The organism is Methylobacterium sp. J-072, from assembly GCF_022829425.1.
In the GTDB taxonomy this organism is placed as follows: Bacteria; Pseudomonadota; Alphaproteobacteria; order Rhizobiales; family Beijerinckiaceae; genus Methylobacterium.
The window spans coordinates 55,759-61,817 of record NZ_JAKSYK010000144.1; the positions used below are offsets into that span (position 1 = coordinate 55,759).

Annotated in this window: 9 protein-coding genes; 6 read left to right on the top strand and 3 right to left on the bottom strand. The window is 68.0% G+C overall.

Translation table 11 applies throughout. The features are described 5' to 3' along the window. Positions 1 to 34: 34 nt before the first annotated feature. The 6 genes from MKK67_RS16385 (at position 35) to MKK67_RS16410 (ending at position 3,453) form a co-directional block, all read left to right on the top strand. A complete protein-coding gene (locus tag MKK67_RS16385; protein WP_243966199.1) occupies positions 35 to 388 on the top strand; it encodes a type II toxin-antitoxin system RelE/ParE family toxin in 354 nt (117 codons plus the stop codon). 40 nt (positions 389 to 428) lie between these two features. Next, positions 429 to 737 carry a helix-turn-helix domain-containing protein gene (locus MKK67_RS16390; RefSeq protein WP_243966201.1) on the top strand — a complete coding sequence of 103 codons (309 nt, stop codon included), beginning with the start codon at positions 429 to 431 and terminating at the stop codon, positions 735 to 737. A gap of 78 nt (positions 738 to 815) precedes the next feature. Continuing rightward, positions 816 to 1,601, top strand: coding sequence for a class II glutamine amidotransferase (locus MKK67_RS16395; protein ID WP_243966203.1), 786 nt, complete (start codon positions 816 to 818; stop codon positions 1,599 to 1,601). 161 nt (positions 1,602 to 1,762) lie between these two features. After that, the gene (locus MKK67_RS16400; protein WP_243966205.1) at positions 1,763 to 2,503 is read left to right on the top strand and encodes a NepR family anti-sigma factor; all 741 of its coding nucleotides are present in this window, start codon (positions 1,763 to 1,765) and stop codon (positions 2,501 to 2,503) included. A 123-nt stretch (positions 2,504 to 2,626) separates the two neighbouring features. Continuing rightward, positions 2,627 to 3,040: a DUF1236 domain-containing protein gene (locus MKK67_RS16405; protein WP_243966207.1), complete on the top strand. Its 414-nt coding sequence runs from the start codon at positions 2,627 to 2,629 to the stop codon at positions 3,038 to 3,040. Between the two features lie 137 nt (positions 3,041 to 3,177). After that, positions 3,178 to 3,453, top strand: coding sequence for a hypothetical protein (locus MKK67_RS16410; RefSeq protein WP_243966217.1), 276 nt, complete (start codon positions 3,178 to 3,180; stop codon positions 3,451 to 3,453). Positions 3,454 to 3,661: 208 nt separating this feature from the next. Here the strand turns inward: MKK67_RS16410 and mscL are convergent, their stop codons facing one another. The 3 genes from mscL to MKK67_RS16425 form a co-directional block, all read right to left on the bottom strand. Beyond that, complete coding sequence (mscL, locus tag MKK67_RS16415) at positions 3,662 to 4,090, bottom strand: large conductance mechanosensitive channel protein MscL (RefSeq protein ID WP_243966209.1); 429 nt, start codon at positions 4,088 to 4,090, stop codon at positions 3,662 to 3,664. Positions 4,091 to 4,164: 74 nt separating this feature from the next. Further along, positions 4,165 to 5,001, bottom strand: a complete 837-nt coding sequence (locus MKK67_RS16420) for a CDP-alcohol phosphatidyltransferase family protein (RefSeq protein ID WP_243966211.1) — start codon at positions 4,999 to 5,001, stop codon at positions 4,165 to 4,167. 6 nt (positions 5,002 to 5,007) lie between these two features. Then, positions 5,008 to 5,718 carry a phosphatidylserine decarboxylase gene (locus tag MKK67_RS16425; protein ID WP_243966212.1) on the bottom strand — a complete coding sequence of 237 codons (711 nt, stop codon included), beginning with the start codon at positions 5,716 to 5,718 and terminating at the stop codon, positions 5,008 to 5,010. Between the last annotated feature and the right edge of the window lie 341 nt (positions 5,719 to 6,059).

The following is a 6,059-nucleotide window of genomic DNA, read 5'->3' on the forward strand; positions in this document are numbered from 1 at the left end:
GCTTCCCGACGGCTGATCCTTACCGTCGAGACTCATGCACACGGTCGTCCTGACGCCGAAATTTCTTGCTGACGCGAAAGTTGCGGGCGTCTCGGACAGCGAGATGGAGGCGATCATCGATGTGATTGCAGCGGATCCGAGCGCCGGTGATCTCATCCCGGAGACCGGCGGAGCCCGAAAGGTCAGGATCGGTGGCCGGGGCAAGGGCAAGTCCGGAGGCTATAGGGTCATTACGTTCTACGTTGTTGATGACCTGCCTGTGTTCCTGCTGCGTCTGGTTTCAAAAGGGCAGCGCGTCGATATCAGCCGTGCCGAGCGGCATGCCGTCAGAGCGGCGCTGACGGACCTGGTCGAAGTGTATCGCGCGGGTTTGCACAGGCACGGGTGATCCACACATGGTGGATGCGATTTGTATCGAGAGGCGAGAGATGACCGCTTTCGGTGAAGGGCTGGTCGAGGCCGCGCAGCAGGCCCTCGCCATCGCCCGCGGCGAAGCCCAACCGGGGACCTATCGCGTTCACAGCCCGCCGGCGCTCGACGTGAAGGTCGTGCGTCGGGAGCTCGGTTTCACGCAGGCCGAATTTGCTGCCCGCTTCGGCTTTCCGATCGGGACCCTTCGCGACCTCGAGCAGGGCCGCGCTCGACCGGATGCCGCGACGCGGGCCTATCTGACCGTGATCCGCCATGACGCCGCCGCGGTGCTCCGGGCTCTGGAGAATGCGCAGAAGAGCGACTGAAACGTCGGTTGTCGCGAAGGTCGAACGTCTCTAAATCCGCTGACCCGCGGATGCGGTTCGGGTGGAAAGTCGGAGACCATGTGCGAACTGCTCGGCATGAGCGCCAACGTGCCGACCGACATCCGCTTCTCGTTCGCCGGGCTCGCCCGGCGCGGCGGCGACACCGGGCCCCATGCCGATGGCTGGGGCATCAGCTTCTATGACGGGCGGACCTGCCGCAGCTTCCACGAGCCGGAGCCGAGTTCGCGCTCGCAGCTGGCCCGGCTGCTGCGCGACATGCCGATCAAGAGCCGCATCGTCGTCGCCCATGTGCGCAAGGCCAATCGCGGCCGGGTCAGCCTGGAGAACACCCACCCGTTCGCGCGGGAATTGTGGGGCCGCCGCTGGACCTTCGCGCATAATGGCCAGCTCAAGGGCGTGAAGCGGCTGCCGCTGGGCAGCTTCATGCCGATCGGCTCCACCGACAGCGAGCACGCCTTCTGCTGGATGCTCGGCCGGCTCCAGGCCCGGTTCCAGGCCCTGCCCCGGCCCGCGACCCTCGACCGGGCCGTGGCCGACCTCGCGGGCGAATTGCACGCGCTCGGCGTGTTCAACATGCTGCTGACCGACAGCCGCACGCTCTACGCCCATTGCGGCAAGCGCCTCTGCTACCTCACCCGCCGGGCGCCGTTCGGCACCGCCACCCTGATCGACGAGGATTGGCAGGTGAATTTTGCGCAGGAAACCTCCGAGAGCGACGTGGTCACGGTGATCGCCACCCAGGCGCTGACCCGGGACGAGCGCTGGACCGACCTCGCCCGCGGCGATGTCCTGACCCTGCGGGATGGGGCGATCCGCCTGTTGAGACCGGCCGGGGCTTCTTAAGTCGAGCTTGGGCGAGGGTGCATGCGCGCCTCCGATGCGCTAGAACGCCTGTAATAGGAGCGCATCGACCGGACTTGAGGGGGAGTTCGGCCGACAAGCGATCCGCCTCGACCGGTCCGGACCGCAGGTCGAGCCACGATGAGCTGACGAGCACGATACGCATGAGCCGCGACGAGACCGACACCGTCCTGTCCCAAGAGGACGGGCTTCGGGATGGCCGCCCGAACCTCGCCCCGAACATCCGCACGCATCTCGGCGAGCACCTGCGCACCGTCTACGAGCGGATCGGCGAAGAGGTTCTGCCGTCCCGCTTCGCCGACCTGATCGAGAAGCTGGAAGAGGCGCTGCGCGCCCGCGGCGAGGCGATCGAGCCGGAATTCCGCAACGGCCTGCTCGCTGCGGTGCCGTCGCTGCGCGCCTTCGCCCTGTCGCTGACCTCGAACCCTGCCCGCTCGGACGATCTCGTCCAGGACACCCTGCTCAAGGGCTGGCAGCACCGCGCCCGGTTCCAGCCGGGGACCAACCTCAACGCGTGGCTGTTCACGATCCTGCGCAACATCTTCTACTCGGATCACCGCAAGCGGGTCCGGGAAGTCGAGGACCAGGACGGCTCCTACGCGGCCCGGCTGGCCACGGCCCCGCACCAGGGCGACCGGCTCGACGTCGAGGACCTGCAATCGGCGCTCGCCAAGCTGCCGCCGGACCAGCGCGAGGCCCTGGTGCTGGTCGGCGCCGAGGGCGTCTCCTACGAAGAGGCCGCCACGATCATGGGCTGTAAGGTCGGCACCGTGAAGAGCCGCGTCAGCCGCGCCCGCGGCCGGCTGGCCGAACTCCTGGGCTACGACGAGGAGGATCTCGGCTCCGACCGGTTCATCCAGTCGGCGATGCCCAAGGACGCGTAGCCTGCGCCCCGGGCGGTCCGTCGCCCGGGAAAAAAGATGCATCCGAATCCGGGGATCGGGCGTTACCGGCCCGAGCTTCGTCGCCTCGCTGCGGCGGAACGCAACGGAACGGAGATGTCTCGTATGACCTTCAAGACCCTGATCGCCGCCTCGGTCCTCGCCCTGTCGCTGCCGCTGGCTGCCCAGGCCCAGGGCACCATCCCGGGTGCCGAGCGCGGCGCGGCCGCCGGTAACGACGCGGCCGGCCCGATCGGCGGGATCGTCGGCGGCGCCGTCGGTGCGGCCACCGGCACGGTGGGCGGCATCCTCGGCGTCGACATGGCGCCGCGCTTCCGCAGCTACGTTCGCGAGCGCAACGTCCGCTCGTACGATTACGACGGCCGCGTCGCCGTCGGCTCCACCCTGCCGAACAGCGGCGTCACCTATTACGATGTCCCGACCGAGTACCGCGTGCAGCCGGGCTACCGCTACACGGTGGTGAACGACCGCCCGGTGCTGGTCGATCGCGGCCACCGGATCGTCGAGGTCATCGACTGATCCCACGGGCCGGTCCCGCACCGGCCGACAGGGCCCCGGAGCACCCGCTCCGGGGCCCGTTTTCGTGAGGGATCCCGCGGCGGCGCAACGGTTCTCCGGCGAAGCCGTTGATGCTCCAGATGAAGGACGAGGCGACCATGAGCCAGGATCCGAGCGAGCCCGGCGCGACGCTGCCGGAACCGGTGCGCGATCACCTCGGCCAGCAGTTGCGCGGCGTCTTGCCCGTCGGCACCGACAAGCCCCGCTTCCTCGGGGACGATCCGGTGCCGGACGCGTTCGAGCCGCAGATCCGCCGGCTTGAGACCCGGCTAAAGACCCATGAGGAGGGCACCGGCGCGGTGGGTCAGGCCCTCGACCAGATCCTCGACGCCCTCGGGGTCAAGCCGGACGCTGAGGAAAAGCCGAACTCTTAGAGCCTGTTTGCCTGCGCGATCGCAGTCGAAGGACGGTTCTGATCGACGGAAATCCTGATCTCTCCCCTCATCCTGAGGTGCTGCGCAGCAGCCTCGAAGGAGCCCTCCAGGGATCGCGCGGCTGGCTGGAGGGCTCCTTCGAGGGCTCCGCTCCGCTACGCCACCTCAGGATGAGGGCGAGGATGGGAAAGACCGGTCAAACAGGCATTTAGGCCCGCGGTTTCTCCGCCAAAATATCCCGGATCTCCGACAGGAGTTTCACGTCCGCCGGCACCTCGGCCACCGCCTCGGGCTTCTTGGCCTCGGCGTTCTGCAGCTTGTTCATGGCCCGGATCACCAGGAACAGCACGAAGGCCACGATCATGAAGTTGATGGTCAACGTCAGGAATTGGCCGTAACCCAGCACCGCGCCTTGCTTCTTGGCATCCGCGTAGGGCAGCCCGGCCTGAACCTTCGACGAGAGCGGGATGTAGTAGTTCGAGAAATCGAGCCCGCCGGTGACCGCGCCGATCGCCGGCATGAACAGGTCCTGCACGGCGGAATTGACGATCGCCCCGAAGGCCGCGCCGATGATCACGCCGACAGCGAGATCGACCACATTCCCGCGCAACGCGAATTTTTTGAATTCCTCGAGCATGCACCGCCCCCCGCCGAACGCATCGGTGGAACTAGGGGACGGCTCCCTGAAAGCCAGCGCTCAAGGTTGGCCTATCACCCGCTGATCGCCGGCCCCGAGGACTCCTCGGCGGGGGCGGCGAGTTCCGCCTTGGCGCGGCGGCGGTACTGGGCCGCGACCACCGGGATGGTCAGCAGATAGCCGCCGCTCACCGCCACCAGGGCCTCGAACGGGTAGCTGATCAGGATCCCGAAGGCCGCGACCCCGAACAGAAAAATCGGCAGGACGAGGCTGCGCGGCACCCGCTTGCCCATGGTCTTGCCCGAGAAGGTCGGGACCGTGGAGACCACCAGCAGGGCGATGGCGAGCACGTAGATCAGGATTGCCGGGGCGGCCCAGCTCTCGCCGCCGAATCCGAGGAAGTGGAGGTAGAGCGGCAGCATCGCGGTCAGCGCGCCCGCCGGGGCCGGCATGCCGACGAAAAAGTCCTTCTTCCAGTCCGGCCGGTTCGGGTCGTCCAGCATGGCGTTGAAGCGGGCGAGCCGCAGGGCCATGGCGATGGCGAAGATCAGCGCCACGATCCAGCCGGCGGATTTCAGGTGGAACAGCGCGAAGCCGTAGAGGATCAGCGCCGGGGCGCAGCCGAAATTCACGAAGTCGGCCAGCGAATCGAGTTCCGCCCCGAACCGGGACGTGCCCTTGAGCAGCCGCGCCACCCGGCCGTCGATGCCGTCGAGGACCCCGGCCGCCACCACGGCGATGACGGCGGGCTCGAACTTGCCCTCGAAGGCCAGGCGAATCGCCGTCAGCCCGAGGCAGAGCGCCATCAGGGTGATCATGTTGGGCGCGATCATCCGGAACGGCACCGGCTTGAACCGGCGCGGGCGCGGCTCGTTCGGATCGGGCGCGAAGGGCGGGAACAGATCGTCCATGACAGCCTAGATCCGCTTGAACTGCCGCCCCGGGCCGCCGCCGAGATCGGCCAGCACCGTCTCGCCGGCCACCGCCTTCTGGCCGAGCCCGACCAGCACGGTGGCACCGGCCGGCAGGTAGACGTCCACCCGCGAGCCGAACCGGATCAGCCCGAACCGCTCGCCCACCGCCAGCGTGTCCCCGGCCGAGACGAACCCGACGATCCGCCGCGCCACCAGCCCGGCGATCTGCACGACGCCGACGCGCTTGGCCTGCCCGGCATGGCTGGTCTCGATGACCATCCCGTTGCGCTCGTTGTCGTCGCTGGCCTTGTCGAGTTCGGCGTTGAGGAACAGGCCGGGGGTGTAGTGGATCTGGCCGATCCGGCCGGAGACCGGCACGCGGTTCACGTGGCAGTCGAACACGTTCATGAACACCGAGACCCGCAAGGTCGGCACCTGCGGCAGGTCGAGTTCCGGCGGCGGCAGCACGGTGGCGATCAGGTTGACGCGCCCGTCCGCGGGCGAGACCACCAGCCCGTCTTCCACCGGGGTGATCCGCTCCGGGTCGCGGAAGAAGTAGCAGACCCAGAGGGTGAGGATCACGAAGATCCAGCCGAAGAACTGGGAGAAGTAGCCGGCCAGCACCGTCAGCACGATGCCGATCAGGATGAAGGGATAGCCCTCCTTGTGGATCGGCACGAGCGTCCGGCGGATCGTCTCGATCAGGTCTGTCATTGTGTTCAGGACTCAAACGGTGCCGCGGGCGGACATGTCGGACGGGCGGATGGCAGCCCGCCGGGCGAACGTCAATGTTTCGGGTCTGCCGCGGTCTCTATCAGATATGCGTCATCGTCCCCACCCGCCTTGAGGCGCCGGGGGCATGGCCCAAGAAGACCCAGCACGAGGGACGCGGGACGCCGCGGGGACCCAGGTGACGGCCAAGTACGCGCGGGATCCGATCCCCGCGGCGACCCGCGGCACCGACCGGGCATACCCCCCGGCCGCTGCCGTCTTTCTCGTCGCGATGTCTTGTCAGCGCCCCGATCCCGCGACTCCAATGCCAGCGGTCACTGCCC